17 protein-coding genes and 4 pseudogenes are annotated in these 18004 nt (G+C 53.9%); 9 read left to right on the top strand and 12 right to left on the bottom strand.

What is annotated here, in order from left to right; translation table 11 throughout:
* A pseudogene (locus tag EA473_RS19675) lies at positions 1–254 on the top strand (IS4 family transposase); the annotation flags it as partial.
* A 331-nt stretch (positions 255–585) separates the two neighbouring features.
* Here the strand turns inward: EA473_RS19675 and EA473_RS19665 are convergent.
* Positions 586–1263: a hypothetical protein gene (locus EA473_RS19665; RefSeq protein WP_124197328.1), complete on the bottom strand. Its 678-nt coding sequence runs from the start codon at positions 1261–1263 to the stop codon at positions 586–588.
* 416 nt (positions 1264–1679) lie between these two features.
* Between EA473_RS19665 and EA473_RS23425 the strand changes: the two genes are divergently transcribed.
* Both EA473_RS23425 and EA473_RS19660 read left to right on the top strand, forming a co-directional pair.
* Positions 1680–1829 (top strand): DUF7386 family protein, encoded by a 150-nt coding sequence (locus EA473_RS23425; protein WP_449289221.1) that lies wholly within the window; start codon positions 1680–1682, stop codon positions 1827–1829.
* Positions 1830–1893: 64 nt separating this feature from the next.
* A complete protein-coding gene (locus EA473_RS19660; protein WP_124197327.1) occupies positions 1894–2901 on the top strand; it encodes a hypothetical protein in 1008 nt (335 codons plus the stop codon).
* Between the two features lies 1 nt (position 2902).
* On the opposite strand, the gene EA473_RS19655 is transcribed toward EA473_RS19660, so the two are convergent.
* Both EA473_RS19655 and EA473_RS19650 read right to left on the bottom strand, forming a co-directional pair.
* Complete coding sequence (locus EA473_RS19655) at positions 2903–3781, bottom strand: restriction endonuclease (RefSeq protein ID WP_165875341.1); 879 nt, start codon at positions 3779–3781, stop codon at positions 2903–2905.
* Between the two features lie 120 nt (positions 3782–3901).
* Positions 3902–4372 carry a hypothetical protein gene (locus tag EA473_RS19650; RefSeq protein ID WP_124197325.1) on the bottom strand — a complete coding sequence of 157 codons (471 nt, stop codon included), beginning with the start codon at positions 4370–4372 and terminating at the stop codon, positions 3902–3904.
* A gap of 118 nt (positions 4373–4490) precedes the next feature.
* Here EA473_RS19650 and EA473_RS19645 point away from each other — a divergent pair, with 118 nt between their 5' ends.
* Positions 4491–5474, top strand: coding sequence for a hypothetical protein (locus EA473_RS19645; protein WP_124197324.1), 984 nt, complete (start codon positions 4491–4493; stop codon positions 5472–5474).
* A gap of 19 nt (positions 5475–5493) precedes the next feature.
* On the opposite strand, the gene EA473_RS19640 is transcribed toward EA473_RS19645, so the two are convergent.
* On the bottom strand, positions 5494–6120 hold the full coding sequence (locus EA473_RS19640) for a hypothetical protein (RefSeq protein ID WP_124197323.1): 627 nt from the start codon (positions 6118–6120) through the stop codon (positions 5494–5496).
* Between the two features lie 509 nt (positions 6121–6629).
* Between EA473_RS19640 and EA473_RS19635 the strand changes: the two genes are divergently transcribed.
* A complete protein-coding gene (locus EA473_RS19635) occupies positions 6630–7034 on the top strand; it encodes a TRAM domain-containing protein (RefSeq protein WP_207890220.1) in 405 nt (134 codons plus the stop codon).
* A 22-nt stretch (positions 7035–7056) separates the two neighbouring features.
* Here the strand turns inward: EA473_RS19635 and EA473_RS19630 are convergent, their stop codons facing one another.
* The 4 genes and pseudogenes from EA473_RS19630 to EA473_RS19615 form a co-directional block, all read right to left on the bottom strand.
* The gene (locus EA473_RS19630; RefSeq protein WP_124197321.1) at positions 7057–8022 is read right to left on the bottom strand and encodes a transcription initiation factor IIB; all 966 of its coding nucleotides are present in this window, start codon (positions 8020–8022) and stop codon (positions 7057–7059) included.
* A 184-nt stretch (positions 8023–8206) separates the two neighbouring features.
* Positions 8207–8326, bottom strand: a pseudogene (locus EA473_RS22910) (DNA-binding protein); the annotation flags it as partial.
* A gap of 30 nt (positions 8327–8356) precedes the next feature.
* A complete protein-coding gene (locus EA473_RS19620; RefSeq protein ID WP_124197320.1) occupies positions 8357–8569 on the bottom strand; it encodes a HalOD1 output domain-containing protein in 213 nt (70 codons plus the stop codon).
* Complete coding sequence (locus EA473_RS19615) at positions 8562–9497, bottom strand: ArdC-like ssDNA-binding domain-containing protein (RefSeq protein WP_124197319.1); 936 nt, start codon at positions 9495–9497, stop codon at positions 8562–8564. Before EA473_RS19615 ends, EA473_RS19620 begins: the two co-directional genes overlap by 8 nt.
* A 500-nt stretch (positions 9498–9997) precedes the next feature.
* Here EA473_RS19615 and EA473_RS22450 point away from each other — a divergent pair, with 500 nt between their 5' ends.
* Positions 9998–10234: a hypothetical protein gene (locus EA473_RS22450; protein ID WP_165875340.1), complete on the top strand. Its 237-nt coding sequence runs from the start codon at positions 9998–10000 to the stop codon at positions 10232–10234.
* Positions 10235–10528: 294 nt separating this feature from the next.
* Positions 10529–10711 (top strand): annotated as a pseudogene (locus EA473_RS23290) (hypothetical protein); the annotation flags it as partial.
* A gap of 102 nt (positions 10712–10813) precedes the next feature.
* On the opposite strand, the gene EA473_RS19600 reads toward EA473_RS23290, so the two are convergent.
* From EA473_RS19600 to EA473_RS19590, 3 genes are all read right to left on the bottom strand, one after another.
* Positions 10814–11044, bottom strand: coding sequence for a hypothetical protein (locus EA473_RS19600; protein ID WP_124197317.1), 231 nt, complete (start codon positions 11042–11044; stop codon positions 10814–10816).
* A gap of 81 nt (positions 11045–11125) precedes the next feature.
* On the bottom strand, positions 11126–12088 hold the full coding sequence (locus EA473_RS19595) for a homing endonuclease associated repeat-containing protein (RefSeq protein WP_165875339.1): 963 nt from the start codon (positions 12086–12088) through the stop codon (positions 11126–11128).
* A gap of 224 nt (positions 12089–12312) precedes the next feature.
* Complete coding sequence (locus EA473_RS19590; RefSeq protein ID WP_124197316.1) at positions 12313–13179, bottom strand: DNA-binding protein; 867 nt, start codon at positions 13177–13179, stop codon at positions 12313–12315.
* A 674-nt stretch (positions 13180–13853) separates the two neighbouring features.
* On the opposite strand from EA473_RS19590, the pseudogene EA473_RS19585 reads away from it, so the two are divergent.
* Positions 13854–15028 (top strand): annotated as a pseudogene (locus EA473_RS19585) (type B DNA-directed DNA polymerase); the annotation flags it as partial.
* An 834-nt stretch (positions 15029–15862) separates the two neighbouring features.
* A complete protein-coding gene (locus tag EA473_RS19580) occupies positions 15863–17362 on the top strand; it encodes a Cdc6/Cdc18 family protein (RefSeq protein WP_243645322.1) in 1500 nt (499 codons plus the stop codon).
* Between the two features lie 293 nt (positions 17363–17655).
* Here EA473_RS19580 and EA473_RS19575 read toward each other — a convergent pair whose 3' ends face one another.
* A complete protein-coding gene (locus EA473_RS19575) occupies positions 17656–17979 on the bottom strand; it encodes a hypothetical protein (protein ID WP_124197315.1) in 324 nt (107 codons plus the stop codon).
* Positions 17980–18004: the final 25 nt, after the last annotated feature.

The raw sequence follows: 18004 nt of genomic DNA, 5'->3' as shown, positions 1-18004 counted from the left end.
TGCTCGTGAGTCGTGAATTGCTTGATCTGGTCACCGAACAAGCGGACGATGAGATCGTGTTTCCGCCGGAACGCTGGGCGGCGACCTTCCGGTCGCACGCCCAGCTCATCCTCCACGAACTTGGCGAATATCTCGGCTACTCGCCGCCACCGCTGCTCGACCGACTGATCGACGACGCACAGAAGATTCACCAGCAACGGCCAGTGTTACAAGAGACGCTCGCTACCGCTACGCAACCGAGGTGTGAGTCTTAGCTAAAGACGAATACAGTGCTGTGTATTCAGTACTACTCATCGGTTCCCTCCCGTGGATTCAGGTTTTGATACGATCACAAATTCCCCGTAGTCGCTATTATCGACCATCGCGTGAGCAATACTCTTGGACTCGGCGATGTCGACTTTGACCGGATCTCCTACATCAGCGTCAAATTGGTTCAACTCGAGGCCGGAAAGATTTATCCGGCCAGAGTTCCCCGTATTCTGCCCGATTCGTTTCCGAGTCATCAGATGTTCACATCACTCAACCGGAATGTTATAACCTTTACTTAGTCTAACCAGCTAATCAATATTCCAGCAACACCGATCATCAATCGGTCCAATCACCTCCAAACCAGACCTCAAGATCAACTTCGTGTGCAAGTTCTTTCATGCAGTGCTTTTTCTCCGTACCACCCATCAGTGTCTGAAGATAGTTCTCATCCACTAACTCGTACGGCTCTTGCATTTCTTGGTCGTCAGTGATCTTTGGTTCATCATTTATCAAAGAAGTTCTCCCGGTACTACCATCCCGGTACGGGATATCGATAACAGAAGTAAGATTATATTCTTCAATCAAATAGTCTACCGCTTTTCCCATGTTTTCTTTTTGTGATGAGTGGCTCTCTCCTCTGTCCGGAATCTCTGTCTCATCAGAGAAACGAATTAGATAGCCTCGACGGCGACCTCCGTTAGCTCTCTCTTTTATCTGATCATCCCCGGAATCATTAGTCTCATCGGTCATAGATGCTCGAATTTTATCTACGTATAGAGTTACTGCTTCTAACCCCTCGTCATTCACCTGCTGTTTGATCTGAGCTTGCTGAAGATCGAGTGAAGAGGGTGCTTCAGTATGATCATACTCTTTTTTGAGTACCCACTCTGCTTCCTCCCAGGGTGCAGGAGTTTCGAACTCCCATAGATATTGACCACTTTGTTGGATAACTAAAGCGATCGTCCCCTCGCTAACGGACTGATCTTCTGGGACCGAGTGTCTCCCACCAACCATGTTATCGAATCACACATATGGGATAATGATTCTTTCTTCAAGTATTGCTATTGATAAGTTCGTTGGCGTATTCGCTCGAAACCCGGTTTCTCCGAGAACTCCCAGGGGTTCAACGTAGATGTATTCACTAACCGCGATGTATGCACGTTCTGGCTCGGCTGAGTCCGAGGATGTGCATATATTTCCTAGAAACCTCAGCGATGCAACGCGAACTCGCGGCATTGACAAAGATACTACTTAACTCAGACCCGTTCGGCGACTCCAGAGAAACACTCTAGGACCCCCGGTGCATACATCAATTTATATGGATTCGACGAAACGCACGACGATCCGGCTTAGCGACGAGCGTCAGCGGTTCTCGTTCAGGCGAAGGAGATCGTTGAGGCAGCCAGTATGATGACCCACCGAACACGGACATCATCGATCCGGCACTAACGCATCTTATCGAGTCTCGAGAGAATCTATATTCTGCAAGGGGTGAGCTCGATCCCGCTGCGATCCAGCACTTCAACACGTTAGTGGTCGGGCTTCGATATCAGACATCGATCGAGAGCAGGTGGCGATAGCCAGGCCGGGAGACGCACAAGACCTATCGCACTCCTATTGTATCAAGTTAAATGAGAACAGGACATGGAGATGGAACCTCAGCACCCGGACAGGTCCTCCGCCCAGGAGGAGCCCCAGCAGGTAGCTGAGAATCTTTCCGATCTCTTCGCGCTGCACGAGCAGATCGTGCCGTCCGAACCGATCGATATCTCGGCAGTGTTTGGCAAAAAACCTGAGCAAACCGTTGCCTTCGAAGTAGCGTTGGCAGCGCTGGTCGCGACCGCAGTTCTCACGGTCTCGGTGTCGTCGACGGTGCTGGAGACCGGTGGGACGATCGTAGCCATGCTGTTGCTCGGGATTACTGTGATCCGGAAGATGATTTTGGACAACGCGCTCATCGCGTCAGACCGGATGATGCAGAAAACGACCGGGTGGATGCAGTACCTGATAATTTACGCTGTGTTCTATCTCGGGCTGTTCTGGGCGGAGCTAGGAGGGGGCGTCATTCCAATCAGTGTGCTGGCGTTGTGGGCGGCCGGTGTCTTCTCGTTTCTGTTCGCGAGTATGCTTCTGTACGAGTGGATGGTTGGGGATCTCTTCTTCTGGATGGCGGTAACGTTCCATAATCTTGGGCTGCAAGACGAATCCAGCGCCTTCAATCGAGGTTTGCTGGCTGTCGCAGCATGGGTACATCAGCTGTCCCCGCATTACGAAAAGTACGGGATCGAGCATCTTTCGGTACGTAAAGTCCGATTTCAGGGAGCGGATATCCGGTCACAACGGGCGCAGACCGTGACAGCGTTGGTCGTGTTGATCGCAACGGTGGCTGTCGTGTTACTGGGTGCGGTGGTGGCGGTGCCGGTCCTGTATGTGGTGACGGGAAGTTCGCTGTTCCATACCGGAATACTAGCGGTGTCATTGGCGGTCGCAGCGTTACCGATGCAAGGATTTCTGCAGTTTATTTTGTCGCGGTATGGGAACGCGTCGTTCAAGGATGTGAGTGGGGCGCGGCATGATTTGTTGCCGATATTGATGTTGGTAGCAGTGGCGATTATCTATGAGGTGGAGCGGACGGGCATCGTATTCTGGTGAATCAATCGCCGTTCTCCACGTCAATGAACTGGTCCTTGATATCGTCGAACACCATGTACTCGTCCTGATCAGCAAGCACATCTCTCAGGTGAAGATCAACCCGGTCCTCGAAATCGATCTCGAAACTGTCCCCTTCACCGTCTTCACTGTCTCCTCCCTGCGGGACTGACATTGCATAGTGTAGCTCATATTCCTCGCCATCAACTCGCACCCGTTCTCCGTTCTCGAATGTGGTTGTGATCGCCTCCATGTCTTCTCCAGACTCGTCAGGCAACCGATCCGCTAACGTTTCCCCTGTCGGACCACCCAATTCATCCCGGATATCCAGTTGCCGTTTCTCGTGGAACGTAGAGGTGAGATTGGAGAGATTCGCCGGAGTCCCGTCCTCAACATGGATCACCCCAATCTGATGGCGGTAGTATGGACTGGGATTAGACGTGATCTTACCCTCGACGTGTTTTATGTTGGGCTCTCCAAGAAGCGTGATCTCAAAAAGTTGGATATCGCATGCGGCGGCAATCTGCTCCGCTCCGCGCTGGAACCCGCTGCGGGAGACGTAGATGCCTTTGTCGGCGTCGGAGTGTTCTACGTAGAAGGCGAAACTCGCCAGGTGATCCTTCTTCATCGGCCTTCCCCGTCCTTTGCATTCAACGATAACCATGACCGCGTCTTCGCCGTCACCGACCTCGAGAACCACATCCATCTGCTTCTCTCCGAAATCACACCGGAGATCGTGGTCGTGTGTTACGGTATGGGCGTCGGGAAGATGCTTGAGTTTGTCTTCGAGGATCGTCGCAGTGACCTCCTCGTAGAGAGTTGACCTCAGCTTCTCGGCGCTTTCCACTGTCTCATAGAGGCGATCCGCCTTGTCCTCGTCCATTGCCATGATATGGGATGGCTCACAAAAGAACGTTTCCGCGGACCAATACAGATCGAATATTTTGACAGTGATCTTCATCAGTCCCTCCGGCTCAACACAGATTCCAGGGATACGCCCCGCTTAGGAGTGGTGGGCCTCAAAATCAAGATCGGTCACATGTTCACGGCCGGGATCGTACGTGTACGGCGAATGCTCTCCACCGGTGTGATGCTCGATCGTGTCCACGTTTACGTGCAAGCACACCGTCTCCGGCAGTGGAAGTGCCACCGCCTCCTGCACCGTACCACTATCATAGACCTCGAACTGGCGGCAGAACAATGCAAGACTCGTCAAGTCATCTGCCTGTTCGAACGACTGAAGCCGCGAAAAATCGCTTTCATCCATCCCGAGTTCTCGCACCCAGTGCGGAGTCTCTTCCAGCCAATCCTTCGGTGCGATATCGGTTAGCGGACCTTGGAATTTGAACACTGGCAGCGGACTGGGGCCTTTGTAGTCCACGCTTTTTCGGTCACAGATGGATTGGATTTCTCTACTGTAATCGAGAAGAGCATCCCGGTCCAAACTGAACGCCATCAGGTGGACTCTGTCCATGATATACCACACCACTATCCTGCAAACTAAAATAAGTATGTCCGAGATCCGCGTTCACCAATCTGTGCGGCAGTATATCACCGAGGAGTTTTGAAACACTGGTAAGAAGTTACAGGTCATGGGTATCGGGGTTACCAAATTCATTGCGAAAAACGCGGTCCGGGACAAGATCTCCACGGAGTATCCGAATCCAGGGGCAGATGTGGACGCCGAGTTACAGGTGATACATGTCTCGTATGAACACTCGCTGCTCGGACAGGCCTTCGACTACCTGATCCGGTTCTGGCTGGAACACCAGCACAGTGAGGTGCACGACCCGCACACTGGTCGGTTGGATCGTGACTGGACACATGCTCTCGAATATACACGGTCCCACTTTACACCTGCTTGGGAACAACCGGGTGAATCAGGGTCAGATGATCGGGAACCCCGTAACACCGCGCTGGAGCGGGCTAAGAAAAAACATGAGCAGTTTCGGGAAACCGGGATGAACGCGAATGATGTGATTGATGCCGCCCTCGTGTATTCCGGGCTTGACCTCAACGTTGGGTTCGAGGACGGGACGATAGAAGCAAACTCGTTCGAGGACGATGTCGTCTCGGAGTTACAGGACCTGTTTCATTTGTTCCGGGAACAGGACACATTGCTCGGTGACTCAGTGATCCTCAGCCCGGATTTTGGGCAGCGGTCGTTTATCCTTGAGGGCCATGGAGATTTCATCGTAGACCAGACCTTGATAGATGTGAAGACCACTGAAGACCCGGCGTTCAAGCCTGAGTACTGGCGGCAGCTGCTCGCCTATTATGTGCTCAACGATATTCACCGGGAGCTGGTCGCTGCAGAGGTCGACAGTCGCAGTGCAGACGTACCGTATCCTGACCTTACGAGTGTTGGTGTCTACTTTGCCCGGTTCGGTGAACTCCAGACCATCGACGTGGACGAGTATCTACAGCCGCGAGACGAGTACGAACGGTTCCGTGCATGGTTCGTGGACCGGGCGATCGATGAGAACCATGATGGCCGCCGGAATTATGATCCGTACCGGGAGGTCCTGACCGAGCAGTACGATTTCGAGGGCCAGACAAGCTTGTTTGACTTCTAAAGCTGACGGAAGAACCGCCTCACCGCGATCGCTTACTGGTATCAGAACCTTTCAGTTCCTCCAGAAGCGGCTTGATCTCGGCAAGGATAGGTTCCCGGAACTTCAAGATGTAGAAGGCAAGCAGGATTGCAACCGCATAGATAGCAACTTCCGCCATCGCTTCAGCCACTTCTTGGCTGAACGCCATATCTGCGACGAACGCCACGATAATGAACGCCAGCCCGCTGGGAGATATCTTCCCCGCGAACTCACCAACGAGCACATCGAGACGCTCACTGTCAGCGATCAACCCGGAATGATGGCTGAGGATCAGGCATAGGGCGAAGAACCCGAGTGTACCACCGATGCCGGCGGCGAATGGGGTGAGTCCCCGCCCGAGCACTAGGAAGACCACGAACAATACTCCCAGCGTGGAGAAGAGGCCGACTAACGCGTATTTCTTGTCTTCTCCGCCATCAATCAAGGCCTCTCCGAGGTAGTGACCGATAGACATCCCTAAGAAGAGTGCGGCGAAGACGTACTGGAACTTCTCACTCAACGGAATCGCTTCCGGCTGGACAACGACACTGACAATCACGGCGGCAAGCGCGAGCCCCAATGTGATCCCTGCCCCAGCTGAGGCGAAAGGTTTCTGGTTTTCAGACATATATGGAATCCAATCCATTTCGGTATAATAAATCCTTGGGCGTGACGTATCCGTGGATGAACCTCGAGGTCTCGTGAACTGCTTCGTGCAGTAACACTAGGTACAGGTCGTGCATCCAGATGGCACGTTGTCGATTCGATGATAGCCAGTCACACGCCTTCTGCTTCAGCTTGATCCCCGACATCGAACGTTGACGGAAGGTCGATCGGCGTCTCATCATCAACACCCAACTCACGAAGTCGACGTGTCGCTACGTCGCTCGTATCGAGGACGACGTAGCCACGCACGATGAGTTTGTCCGCACCTTTCTTTGTACCATTGGTCTACCCAATTTCCGGAGAACCCAGGATCTTGTTGAGACTAATTCGAGAAGACCACTGGCCACCAGCGGCTCTAAAAAACACGACGTGCAGCGGGCATCTGGGACAGAGACACGGCTCAATCAAAAATTGTGTCACCGATGGTCTCAAGGGGGTATCAAGACACTGTTTTGAGAAGGAACGATAATGATACAGATTCCCGACAACCTACTATGTCTGTTCAGTGCTGGCGTGACAGAACAACGCAATTCTTACGTTATCGAAATTCCCGACTCTGAGATTGCAACCGGAAATCTCCAAGAGGGAGAAGTATACCACGTTGCACTGCTTGAAACAAAATCTACACCTGACGAGGATATCACACAGAGACGAGAGGTGGGCATTCCAGAGCCACCTGTTGAGGAAAACGAAACCCGAACTGTAGACATTGGAGATATCGGAGAGCAAGGTGATGGCGTTGCTCGTGTCGAGCGAGGATATGTGATCATCGTCCCCGATACGGAGAAGGGTGAACGGGTGACCATCGAAATCACAGATGTCAAAGAAACCGTTGCCTTCGCTGAGGTTATCGAACGCGAGGACTACTACCTGTAAACTGGTTTCCTAATCATCGAGGTTAGCTGTGAATTCCCATTGCAGCGATTTGCTCTTGATAGCGATTTCGGATAGTGACCTCGGTTACTTGTGCCACGTCAGCGACTTCACGCTGAGTCTTTTTGCTATTGCAAAGGAGCGCAGCGGCATAGATCGCCGCTGCGGCATATCCAGTCGGTGATTTACCTGACAGCAACCCTTTTTCGGCTGTCGTATCGATGATTTCGTTGGCTTTTGCTTGTACCTCTTCGGGAAGTTCGAGTTCAGAACAGAAACGCGGGACATATTTTTTTGGATCGACAGGTTCCATCTCGAGGTTCAGTTCCTGTGAGATGTATCGATATGTGCGACCAATCTCCATCCGGTCTACTCGTGAGACGGTCGCAATCTCATCCAGGGATCGTGGGATTCCTTCCATCCGACAGGCTGCGTATAGCGTACTGGTGGCCACACCTTCGATCGAGCGTCCTCGGATGAGATCCTCATCAAGTGCACGTCGATAGAGGACGCTTGCAACCTCTCGAACAGAGCGGGGAACACCCAGCGAAGAAGCCATCCGGTCTGTCTCAGAGAGCGCAAACTGAAGGTTTCGTTCGCCGGCATCCTTTGTCCGGATTCGCTCTTGCCATTTCCGCAGTCGATTCATTTGACTGCGCTTCTGCGAGGAAAGTGATCGTCCGTAGGCGTCCTGGTTTTTCCAGTCGATCGTCGTCGTCAGCCCCTTATCGTGCATCGTCTGAGTCGTCGGCGCACCAACGCGTGATTTGTTGTCACGCTCGGCTGCGTTGAATGCCCGCCACTCTGGCCCTCGATCGATCGTCTCCTCTTCCAAAATCAGTCCACAGTCCTCACAGCTAATTTCGCTTCCATCCGAACTTCTCGTGAGCGTCGTCGAATCACATTCGGGACAGGATCGAACGCCTTCTTGTCCAGTGGTTTCGTGTTCAGTTTCATCATCACGCTCTTTCTGGTGGGTCAGGCGTTCCATTACCTAGAATGAATTGTCCGATACGGTTAAACACTGGGTACAATATGAGTGGAGAATATGCGATATCCCGGCAGCGAAACGGCTATTGGCCGTGAGCGGTCCGGAACGTGAAGGTGGGTAGGGAGAGGGGTAGTAGGTAATCAGGAACCACCAAAAAAGAGACATTCTCCAGTTTCTCCAACCACTAATTGCGCTCTGGGAAGATGATTTCCGACCAACGAGTCAGTGTAATCGAACACTGACCATTGTACCAGTTCTTCGCAGCTGCCCTGAACCGCACTTGTTCACCGTCCTGCGCGATCGTTCCTGTTCCCGAATTTGGTTGGTTGTTATATCAGACAAAGATTGTTACTTCGGAGTCTGTAACTAGAACACAGAACTCACCAACAGTAAATCGAATCTCGAGTTCAGTATCTGAGTCTGCTGAGTTTGCGAGTTGCTCGAGTGCGTCGACGTCAATCACCCGTTGCAGCTGGTACCCATCTTGATCGAGTCCCTGTTCCTCGAGGGCTTCAACAATCTCAACCAACAACCGCTGCTCACTCATCGCTCATCACCTCTTCGACGGCGTCGATGATCTCCTGAGACGTCGAACTAATGCGCTCGAGTCGATCGAGGAGCGTCTCCGGTTCGTCCCCCTCCCACGCAGCGAGGTAGAACGCTGACCCACTCGTGTCTAATCCGAAATATCGACCGACGATATAGCCGACAGCTTCGGCCTCGAGTTCGCGCTTCGATCGTTCGTCTTCGGTATCGATGCCACCGTGCAACAGTGCGTGAGCGTACTCATGAACGAGTGTGACGGCGAGATCAGCCTCGCTTTCACGATCACGGACTTTCACGAGTGGCTGTGTCCCCAGCCGATACTGACAGACACCCTTGGCGCTGCCGTGAGACCATTCCTGAGGAGGGACGATGTCGACAGCTACCCCGAGTTCCGACGCTGTCTCGAGGAGTGCTGGAAGCAGCCCGTCGACGTTACCGAGTGCTTGGGTCTCGAGTTCCGGGAGTGGCTCTCCCTCAGTCTGCGACACATCGAAGACCGGCGCTGGTCGAAAGCCGACGAGCCCTTTGTCCCACTCGTCGGGTTCAGTATCGTCGTATTCGCAGTCACTCCGCTCGTGATACGATGGTGAGTTTCCGCATTCAGGGCACTGTCTCGCGATGATCGGTGCCCAGATCCAGATTGCCTTCTCGCCCTCTTTCACATGCCGGTCGAATTCGTTTTGCCACGTTCGGTAACCGGCGACCTTGGTCGCGTGCGGACACTGCAGCTTGATCAACAACGTGTTCCGGTGCGAGTAGTCGTGGAACCGGCTCTGGACGTCGAGCCACTCTTTGAATTGCTCGCTCGAAACGGCGTCGTCAACCTCCTCGACGAGGTCTCCAAGCCATGCTTCGATCGTACTATGCATCTCGTCGTGCCGGGTATCCGAATCGTCGAACGTTTCCCGGGTGCTGCTGCTGGTAGCCATAATCGATTCACGTCTCTCGAGTCGAACTCGAGACGACCGGCACCCATGACGGTCAGAAAAACACGCCGTAAATAAGCAGCTGTGAAGCCGCGATCCGATCGATAGTGACGGTTGTAGGTGACTGGTACGCCAGCTGGTTTTCAAACGATCGATTCCATTAACTCCACACCAGAAATTATATTATTGTAGACTACAATTAACGAGATGGAAGCCATCGCGCTCCAAAACAGCGGACGCGGGGGCATGCGTATTGAAATGCCCCGGGTGCGGCAACACCCGAGACGGTGGCTTCCAAACGCGGTATGTTTGGCTGCCATGCTTTCGTTACTGCTACCGAGACAAAAAGGTCTCGCACGACGGTTGAGTATCGCCATCGATCAGTCACAGCCCTGGCCCGGCCGCTACTTCAGTTCGATTCGAACCTGTTCACACGCTTTATGCCGGCTCCGACGTGGGGACTCCCTCTGTCGCCACTGGCGACACGCACGGAGGAGCCACGAATGAGTTCCAGTGAGAACCCCACTACTGAAACGGATGACGATCTCGCTGATCCCGTCTGCGATCGGTGCGGCAAACCGATTCCATCTGAGCGGGTGATCCACCTCTCGAGCGAACCCTGTCGAGAACTCGCGGGTCGCTATGCAGCCGTCACGAGGACGTACTGTCCCAACTGCATCGCCGGCATCGGGATGCTCGAGTTCACACGGGAGGCTCGAGCGCACGTCGAATCGGACTAAGGGGACTCGGAAGTCATATTTTCGAACTGATAATTCGGGCCCTTCCGCCACCAAGACGGATAGGCGAAAGCCCGGCAGCGAAACGGCCATAGGTCGTGAGCAGCCCGGAACGTGGAGGTGGTGAGCGGTGGAGGTGATCGTTGAACACTGTTGGATTGTGCTCCGACGCCAGAATTCGACGACCGTTTCACGGTCCTCACGCTCTGCAAAGGTCTGATGCAGGTCGCATAATGCGGTCAACTCTTCAGCGGTGAGTTGTGGTGCGTGGTTATCCACATCGACGGTGGTCCGGAGGGAGTCTGGACCGAATTGATGTTTGCGAGTGCGTTCTATATGGTCGGGTTCGGTCAGTATATTGTCGAGCCTCTCCCATTCCTCGATGGACGTGTTCTCGTCGTCGTATGCGGACTCGTGGGACTCCTGTTTCTGGTCGGTGTGAACTATTACGGGACGGAAGAGTCCGGCAAATTCCAGAACAGACCACTGAAGCAGAACTATAGATCGTTCCGCGAATCCTTCTCAGTATTGCACCACATTCGTTCTCGACAGATAGATGATCTGAACGGTAGCAACGGCTCGTCACGGTGCAACGAATGCCTCGCCGTATAGTGGAATCATGATCAGCAAGAGGGGCACCGAAGCGATGAACACGAGTGCGAAAGCGATCACTCGATAGAGCGTTCGGTTCGAGTAGACGACGTAGCCTGCACTCAGCAGGATGAGTACTTGCGCGAGCAACTCGACGTAGGATGCACGAAGCCCGAACACGCCGGGTCGAAGCGCCAGCACCACGATTGTGGCCGACAGCATCGTTAGTCCCCCTATCAACATCGCCGAACGGGTTTTCACCCCCACCGCATCGATCGTGATCGCGACGAACGAAGCGTTTGCTTACCGCGTATCTAACCGAAGCGGTGAGGCGCGTTCCCATAGGTAATGGTGTTCAACACAGACCGTTACAAGGTTATCTAACTGATTAGCTCGCTCAAAGTCGACTTCGCTTTCGGTTTCACCAAACGTACTGAGAGGCCGAATATGATGAATGTTGAGACCTACCCCAAATTCTTCACGGTGTTCTTTCTGGGTCCTCTCGCATCCGGGCGTTTGACAGGTAAAATCGTCGTGTTTGAGGGCCTTCAACCGTTGCACCCTCCAGTTATCACCGTACCCACGCCATTCATGTGCCGATTGTTCTTTCCATTTATGATTCTCTGGACCAGAGGGGTAACCGACTGGTTCGTACTCTGCTGCTTGAATAGCAGCCTGCCAACTGTCCCACCGCCGGAAATAGGGACGGTGCGAATATTGGCCGTGATCCCTCATCTCTTGGGCAGTCGGTACTTTGTCTAACTCGTCGACAAGCCGACGAATTTCTTCAAATAATGCCTCATCGGAGATTCGATGCCGATGGTGAGGGTCGTATCCGGCGGCTTGCAACGCTTTATTCCAACTACCAAAATGGTTCTGGGCGAGTTTAACCGAATACTTTCCTTTCGATCGCATTTCAGAAGCCGTCGGTGGCTTCCCGAGTGCATCTGCTAAGCTGGCTATATCGTCAAGGATTGCTTCTTTGGAAACACGATATTTTTGGATTGGTTCATACCCCACCAACTGGAGCGCGTTTGTCCAGCTGTTAAAATGGTCTTTGTATGTACCTGCTGCGTAGGCCCCCAATTCGTCCATCTCACTGATTGTTGGTGAACGACTCAACTCATCGCCGAGACGCTCAAGTTCAGCCAGTAACTGTTTGTCTGATATTCTACGACGATGTCCACTGACGTGACCTCCTAATGCATTCTTTGTCTCAAAGCGGTCTCCGCAAACATCACAGATAAAATCGGCGTCATATGTCATTTGTTGCATCTCAGGCGCTCATGCGCCCGCACCCCTCTGGGGGCTGGATAAACCTGCTCGGGCCGCGTACCGATTCACCCAGTTCACCGGATAAATCTTACATAGGTAAGTGAGGTCGTGGCTGCGCGCACAGCGAACGCAGAGAGCGAGCACGGAGCGGAGGGTGGGGCGGTGGGGTTCGGGTTGGTCCGGCACACAGCAAAAATGAGGGGGAGACACGTTGGCTACGCTTCCCACCAGCGGCCGCGATCCGGGAAGTAGATCGTAGTCCACCCGGTGATTGCCAGTGAGACGCGTCCCTGGTACCAGTTTTTCGCTGCCCCGCGAATGCGCAGGTACTCGCCTTCTTCGATCCACGGTGCCTGAGAGGCCTCCCAACTCGTCAGCTTTGTCTTCCCGCTATCGTCTTCGATCAACCCAACCTGCTGAATCGCCGGATTCGAGGCGTCCCACAGTTCGATTACGCGACCCTCGACACTGACCTCGCCACGATTGATCTCCTCGAGTTTGCCGATCGGGACGATCGTCCCTGCTTCGTGGAGCAGCTCTTCTTTCGTCTCCATCACAGCCTCGAACAACTCCGTTCTCTCGAGGACGCGACTCGCGATCCGCTTTGCGATGACTGCCTGACTGTAGCCACCTTGGACATCGTCGGCCAACCGCTGTGCCTGCTGATTGACCGCTGCTAACTGCTCGCGCTCGAGCGTTTCACGGGGATCGATCCGCCGTTCTGACCGCCGCTGTTCACGACGCACCGACTTGATTGTCTTCCGAGTTCGTCGTGCCCGTCCCTTCTGCTGACCGAACTCGGCCTGGGCACTGATGCGCTCGAGCTCGTCTTCTCTGGCTCGAATGCGTTCTTCCTGGGCCAGGGTCGCGCCATGGATTCGTTCATCGCTCGTATCGACGATTCCGTCAGGGTGGTTCGCATCCACCTTTGCCTGGATCTCCATCTCGACTGTTGCCCGGAACTCCGGGGTTTCGTCGACGGCGTACTCCGCATCGGGGTCGCGCTCCGCTCGAGTGTCCGCCTGTTCGTATGCCTGTTCATCGACCGAAACGACCTTACTGACTGAATTCTTACTAGACATTGGTGTGTTAGCACCTGAAGGCGCTCACTCGGCGTCTTCTTCCGACTCCACGACTCTCCAGCCGTGGCTCTCGACGTCGACCGACTCATCCAACACACGCGCTCTCGCTCGCGCCTTCGCTCGCGTCCCCCTGGGGCGCGAGCGAGAGCGCCTCTGAAGAAGGATCAACCAGTACCGCGCGTCGTTCTGCTGAGGGAAGCGAGGCAGAACTCGAGGCGCGAACGGAGTGAGCGACTCGGCGACCCGCCCGGAGCGAGCGGCCAGCACACAAGCCGGTTTCGTGTCCGTCGAGCGAGCGCAGGAGCGAGTGAGACGCAACCGAAAGCGCGCTTGGTGCTGGCGTCGAAACCAGATGCCCGGCAGGACCCGCACCCACTGGAGCGGAAGCCCGCCCGGAATGGTCGGTCGCGAGCGAAGCGAGGCGCGACCACCGGGAGCGACTCGAGGCGAACGGTGAACGGAGTGAGCCGTGAGCAAGCGGAGGGCGGTAGCGACGAGCGGGGCGGGCCGCTACGAACCACCTGACCAACGGCTTTCACCGCTCGGCACAACAACTACCGCCCTGGTGGATTCAGAAAGGGCGAGGCTGTCTCGCTGTCCCTCGATCCAGCAAGCACCGCAGGCACGAGGAGCACAGCGGGGTTCCCGTGAGCGGAGCGAACGGGAGCAAGCGAGACTTCGTCTTCGCACCTGAGGTCGGCCTCCACGAGGCCGTCCACGAACTCGTCTTCTCGAGTCTTTATCGAAACATTATCTGTACCCTGAACGGCTCACTGGACGTTATCCGGTGTGACTGCCACAGCGACCGCGACGACGTTCCCGCCCCCGGGTACTCATCTGCGACGACCGGGGCTACCTCGTCAACGTGCTGCAGCCGCTCATCGACGCTCGCGACGAGATCAAGGCGGCCATCCGTCACGAGAAGGATCGGGACGGCCCCGACGAGGACCGACTGGCGGAACTCGAGGGGCGGTCGGGAGCGCTGAAGTGGATCCTCGTCGCCTGCTTCGGCTATCAAGGGTTCAGCAACACGAAGTCCGGCCGCATCGAGTGCCACGAGGCAATCAACGCGTTCGCTCGCGAAATTCTGCTGACGGCGAAACAGCGACTGGAAGCCGGCGGCTGGCGGGTCGTCCACGGCATCGTCGACTCCATCTTGATGACCCCAGACCCCGACGTCAACGACGATGACCGCGAGGAGCTCGAGATGCTCGCGACGGAGATTACCGAGCGCGTCGAGATCGGGCTCGAATACGAGGCACACTACGACTGGGTCGCGTTCGTCCCGCAACGCGAGAGCGACGCCAGCGCGTTGACGAAGTACTTCGGGAAGGTCGCCGGCGACGACGATTTCAAGATACGCGGTATCGAAGCCCGGCAGCGTTCGACCCCACCGTTCATCGAGGACGTCCAGCGGTCATGTCTCGAAAAATTCGACACAACTCGTTCTCCAGAGGTTGTTCTTCGGCGTCTCGAGAAGGCAATCGAGAGACTTCACGCGGAAGAGGTCCCGGTAAAGGAGCTCGTCGAACGGAATCGGGTTTCCAAACCACTCGAATCCTATACGCAGAACACACGAAACGTGGCGGCACTGAAACGTGCCCGTGCCCAGGACCTTATGGTCCATCCAGGACAGGATATTGAGTACGTGGTCATTGACGATGAGAAGTCTTCGCGGAATTGTGTTGCCCTCGCTCATGAAGGGGTCGAGACCTACGACGCCTCGTACTACGAGACGCAGCTCGTCCGAGCTGTCGAAAGCATACTCTCTCCTTTTAGTTGGGATCGCAAGGACATTCGACGAAAGCTCAATGGAACACGTGGAGTCGGTATCACGGACTGGACCTGACGAACCCCCTCCCCCCTTTTTCGAGTTGTAAACTCGTGACGGTGGGGAGGGGTGAACAGCAAAAGGGGTAATCAAACAACCGATTGTACCGGATACACGAAATAGAAGGTCTGAAAACCTGGTTCTACAATATACATATTTGAATACGAAAGTTTATATCGTATATCTGCTAACCATAACCGTACTAGATCATAGAAAATAGATCACCTAACCAAGCTAGATGATCGAGATCTTAGAGGGAACGCGGACTCTCTAATCTTGTTCGTGGTCTTTTCTCGTGTATCTTGATGTTTCAGTGCCTCTCCGTCCATTTTCAATTTCTCGACTTTCATTCCTTCCCCTCTTGAGAGGTCTGTGCCAGCGACTTACAACTCGAAAAAGGGGGGAGGGGGTAGAACACTCGAGATCAACAAACCGCTCTATGATTATCGTGTTCGTAGGTCGGTATTACTGTCACTCGTGAACTGGTGCCGCAAGCGTTGTCCCTTCTCAACAATCCTGGTTCTTACAACTCGAAAACGGGGGGTGTGAGACGAATCCTCTCGTCCAGAACATCATTCACAAAATCCAAATTATGTAGATTTTGTCTTCATACTCGATTCGATCCACTTGCACTTACAACTCGAAAATGGGGGGTCTAGTCACGAATGGATTCCGATAACGAAGATCCTCGAGGATCCGTTACAACTCGACAACGGAGGGTGATAGATTCCGAAGACGGTATCTGATTCACTTCGAAAATGCACGACTGTGGTTGTTAGATCGTCTGATTTCGCCCGGTTACAACTCCACAAGGGTCCACATTTTTATACCCGGAGTTCGAGGGGTTTCATAATGGGACGAGAGGGACGTAGAGCAGAATCGGATCATCCGGAAGATGAGATGGATCATGATTCCTCATCTGTTGATTCTGAAAATCTTGAACCGACGGGCCAAGATGCAGATTACGCCGATACGTCACAAATGACGTTCGGGAATAACTCGGATCCCACTGATTCGTCTCAAGAAGCTACGAACGGCGACAGTGGCGGCATCTCAATTCGAGAGCGACTACAAACCGAGTCATCCGGTGGAGTCTTCGCGAACAAAGACCTCGTCCGGTCAGATACCATCATCGACGAGGATCGTATCGTCGGTCGTGATGACCAGCTAGGTCGCGTTGTCGACAATCTAAAACCAGTGCTTCAGAACGACGGCATCCCGGATATGCTCCTGAGCGGCCCATCTGGAACTGGGAAGTCACTCATTATTCATGCGGTCTGTAAACAGATCGTCGAGCTGTGTGAATCACAAGGCAAGACCTTCGGGGTTCTCTCTATCAATTGTGAGGGGCCGAAGACTGCAGATCGGGCTGTTTATCGTTTAGTTAGAGCTGCTGCCGACGATCTCGACGTTGATCCTGGTGTCCCCCAAACCGGCGTTTCAACGGATCAGAAGCTCGAGCGACTGTATGAACTGATGCGCGAGTACTACGACGGTGTCATCTTCATCCTCGATGAGATCGATATACTTGAAGGACCGTATCAGGAGGCAGAGTACAATTCTCTTATCTACCAGCTTTCACGGGCTCGAAAACTCGCCGACTTTGATGGCCCGATCTCACTTACGGCTATCACGAACTATGCCGATTTTATGAAGGATCTCAACAGCCGCGCACAGAGTTCTTACAATCCTGACGACATCTTCTTCGACGATTACGATGCGAACCAACTCCGTAGTATTCTCCACAACCGACGAGACGCCTTCAAGCCAGAATCACTCGCAGATGACGTCGTTCCGCTTGTTGCCGCGTTCGGATCCCAAACGCATGGTGATGCACGGAAAGCGATTGATCTCCTCAGGTGGGCTGGCGAATTAGCCGAGCGACGTGGTGCTGACACGGTTACCGAGTCGGATGTCCGTAAAGCCCAGGAGAAATACACCGAAAATCGCAAACTCCGACACATTAGTGGGATCTCGACTCAAAAGAAACTCTCCATCTACGCTGTGGCGGCTACAGCCCATTACGCAAGAGAACATCCTGAGTGGATACCCGCTGGACCTACGTTCAAAACGTACCAATTCATTGCTGATACGATGGGCGCGGATCAGTACAGTCGCGAGACGTTCGTAAACCACGTAACTGAGCAGAGTACGTACGGTGTGTTGGACTACGAGCGCCGAGGCAAGGGTCGAGGCCGAGGAGTGCATATGTATTTCTCCCTCTCTGAAGATCCGGAAACGATCATGGAGACGATTCGTGAGGATTCGCGGTTCGAAGATTTAGCTCACGAAGATGCGACTATCAGTGCGGTTGTCCGCGAGCGGCTGAAGCAGTTCCGCAACAAGAACTAATCTTGCCCTGATTCTCCCTGCACTTACTACTCGAAAACGGGGGGTGTTAGGGTTCTGGAGGCGTCTTACAACTCGAAAATGGTGGGTGTCATTCATCGGAATTTCTCGTTACTACTCGAAAACGGGGGGTGGGGAGCTAAGGATTCGATGTCCCTTTGGATATGATGTGCCATTTCATCGCATTCTCCCATTTACTACTCGAAAACGGGGGGTGTGGCCTCCGATTTTCTCGCTGACAGTTCCATCGATGAGAATGTTGTAAAGAAACGACGGAAAAGGGCTGCGAATCGAGTTCACTTATCTGGATTGACCGGCCCCTTGTACTTCGATTTGATTTTTTCGCCCTCCCGCCACTGCCAGTAGTAGTAGCGATTATCGTTGATCTCTTTGATCGTGATCGTTGCCTTCGTTGGAACGTCGTCTGGGAGGTCGTCAGGTCGCTTTTCGATCTCGTCCTCCGTTGTCTCTTCCTCAAGACGAGCCTCGCGTTCCTTGTGTTCGGCTAGCTCTTCGGCGTACGTGGCAATGTCACGGAGACGCTCCGGAGTGGACTCGTTGAGCGTATTGACCAAATCCGTCGGGAGGTTCGTCGGTGGGGTCGGGGGTTCGTAAGACATCGGCTGTTGTCTCGTGTTAACCAAC

It is taken from the genome of Natrarchaeobius chitinivorans (assembly GCF_003841505.1).
GTDB lineage: Archaea > Halobacteriota > Halobacteria > Halobacteriales > Natrialbaceae > Natrarchaeobius > Natrarchaeobius chitinivorans.
Note: the sequence above shows the minus strand (reverse complement) of the source record. Positions and strands in the feature narration are given on the sequence as shown.